The organism is Actinoplanes sp. NPDC048791 (assembly GCF_040650095.1).
Classification (GTDB): Bacteria; Actinomycetota; Actinomycetes; order Mycobacteriales; family Micromonosporaceae; genus Actinoplanes.
Map to the genome: position 1 here is coordinate 342 of NZ_JBEZGQ010000948.1, position 2,909 is coordinate 3,250.

General features: G+C 71.9%; 1 protein-coding gene and 1 pseudogene. One reads left to right on the forward strand and one right to left on the reverse strand.

The annotated features are described in order from the left end of the window. Positions 1-843: pseudogene (locus tag AB0C29_RS40235) on the reverse strand (GGDEF-domain containing protein); the annotation flags it as partial. Between the two features lie 145 nt (positions 844-988). Between AB0C29_RS40235 and ilvD the strand changes: the two are divergent. Then, positions 989-2,836 carry a dihydroxy-acid dehydratase gene (gene ilvD / locus AB0C29_RS40240; RefSeq protein WP_360832148.1) on the forward strand — a complete coding sequence of 616 codons (1,848 nt, stop codon included), beginning with the start codon at positions 989-991 and terminating at the stop codon, positions 2,834-2,836. Positions 2,837-2,909 lie beyond the last annotated feature (73 nt).

Below are 2,909 nucleotides of genomic sequence, written 5' to 3' on the forward strand. Positions count from 1 at the left end.
CGGCAGGATGTCGTCCACCCACTGCTTCACGTGCGCCTGGCCCATCCGCAGGGTCACGCCCTTGTCGAAGAGGTCGACGGCCAGGTGGTAGCCGAACGCGGCGACCAGGGCGGACATCGGCACGAAGGCGTACCCGGTGTTGCGCTGGGTGACGTCGCCGACCACCTCGACCGGCCGGTCGGCGATCTTGACGGCGCGGGCCACCACGACCAGGCCGCCGGGCAGCAGCACGGCGCCGAGCAGCACGACCCCGGCCCAGCCGCGGCAGATGCCCGCGGACAGCGCGGTGGCGGCCAGGGCCACCAGGCTGACTCCGGCGGCCACCCGGACGGTGACGTGCCGCGGCCGGTGGGCGTGCATGGCGAGCACCGCGGTCAGACCGAGAGCGATCACCGCGACTCCCGCGGGCAGCAGCATCGACAGGCACCGCGCGGGGGTCTGATCGCCGAGCAGCCGGGTCGGCTGGGAGACCAGCACCCAGCCCACGAACCACAGCGCGGCCGCGACGACGAAGCCGTCGAGCAGGTGCCGGACCGCCGCGCCCGGGCTCTCCGCCGCGCCCGGCAACATCAGCGTGCCGACCAGCAGCGTCAGGGTGCCCAGGGCCATCGCCACGGCGACGGCCGAGGCGAGCCGGACCGGGGCGTGCACCAGGAAGAGGCTGCTGAGCAACCCGGCGAGCGCGGCGGCAGTGGCTATCGCGGCGCCCGCGGCGAGCAGCAGATGGGCCCGGCGGGCAGCACCGGTGTGCTTACGGCCGGAGTTGGCCAGGAGGGCGACAGCCGGGACCGCGACCACGAGGCTCGCCAGCCCGGCCAGCTCCACGCCGGACGGTGAGTGCACGGGAACACTCTGCCGTACCGGAGCGCATTTCGGGACCCGACCGATCGACCGGTTTCGAACCGCAACACATGATCGCGTCCCGCGCAGTGGACTGGGTGTCGCCCGGCACAGGCGCGGTCCTTACCCGCGGTGGCAGTATGTAGTAATGCCTGAGCTGCGCTCCCGGACCTCGACCCACGGTCGGACGATGGCCGGCGCGCGCGCCCTGTGGCGCGCCACCGGCATGACCGACGACGATTTCGGCAAGCCGATCGTCGCCATTGCCAACAGCTTCACCCAGTTCGTGCCCGGTCACGTCCATCTCAAGGACATGGGCGGTCTGGTCGCCGACGCGGTGTTCGAGGCCGGGGGAATCGGGCGCGAGTTCAACACCATCGCGGTGGACGACGGCATCGCGATGGGCCACGGCGGCATGCTCTACTCGCTGCCCAGCCGCGAGCTGATCGCCGACGCGGTGGAGTACATGGTGAACGCGCACTGCGCCGACGCCCTGGTCTGCATCTCGAACTGCGACAAGATCACCCCGGGCATGCTGATCGCCGCCCTGCGGCTCAACATCCCGACGGTCTTCGTCTCCGGCGGCCCGATGGAGGCCGGCAAGACCGTCGCCATCGAGGGCGTGGTGCACGAGAAGCTCGACCTGGTCGACGCGATGAGCGCCAGCGCCAACGAGAACGTCACCGACGCCCAGCTCGACACCATCGAGCGCTCGGCCTGCCCGACCTGCGGCTCCTGTTCCGGCATGTTCACCGCCAACTCGATGAACTGCCTGACCGAGGCGATCGGCCTGGCCCTGCCGGGCAACGGCTCGACGCTGGCCACCCACGCCGCCCGCAAGGCCCTGTTCGAGCGGGCCGGTTCGCTGATCGTCGACATCGCGAAGCAGTACTACGAGAACGACGACGAGAGCGTGCTGCCGCGGGCCATCGCCAGCCGCGACGCCTTCGAGAATGCGGTCGCCCTGGACGTGGCGATGGGCGGCTCGACCAACACGGTGCTGCACCTGCTGGCCGCGGCCCGCGAGGCCGAGCTGGACTTCAGCGTGGCCGACATCGACGCGGTGTCGCGCCGGGTGCCGTGCCTGTCCAAGGTCGCGCCGAACAGCCCGAAGTACCACATGGAGGACGTGCACCGCGCCGGTGGCATCCCGGCGCTGCTCGGCGAGCTGAACCGCGGCGGCGCTCTGCGGCAGAACGTGCGCTCGGTGCACTCCCCCGACCTGACCAGCTGGCTGGAGACCTGGGACATCCGCAGCGGCAAGGCGAGCGAGGAGGCGCTGGAGCTCTTCCACGCCGCGCCGGGCGGGGTGCGCACCACCCAGCCGTTCTCGACGACGAACCGCTGGGCGACGCTCGACACGGACGCGGCCGGGGGCTGCATCCGCTCGGTCGAGCACGCGTACACGGTCGACGGCGGCCTGGCGATCCTCTTCGGCAACCTCGCGCCCGACGGCTGCGTCGTCAAGACCGCCGGCGTGGCCGAGGAACTGTGGAAGTTCAGCGGCCCGGCGCGCGTCTTCGAAAGCCAGGACGCGGCCGTCGACGGCATCCTCGGCAAGCAGGTCCTGGCCGGCGACGTGGTGGTGATCCGCTACGAGGGACCCCGCGGCGGGCCGGGCATGCAGGAGATGCTCTACCCGACCTCGTTCCTGAAGGGCCGCGGCCTGGGCAAGGCGTGCGCGCTCATCACGGACGGCCGGTTCTCCGGCGGAACCTCGGGCCTGTCCATCGGGCACGTCTCCCCGGAGGCGGCGTCCGGCGGGCTGATCGCCCTGGTCGAGACCGGCGACGAGATCACCATCGACATCCCCGGCCGCACGATCACCCTGAACGTCTCGGACGAGGAGCTGGCCCAGCGCCGGCACGCCGAGGAGCGCCGGCCGAAGCCGTACACCCCGGCCGACCGGCAGCGCCCGGTCTCGGCGGCGCTGCGCGCCTACGCCTCGATGGCGACCAGCGCGAGCGACGGCGCCTACCGCAAGGTCCCCGAATAATCCGGTACGGGGTCAGCGAACAGCAGAAGCAGCACCGGCCGACCGGCCGCCACGCACCGAGCTTCGTGCGTGG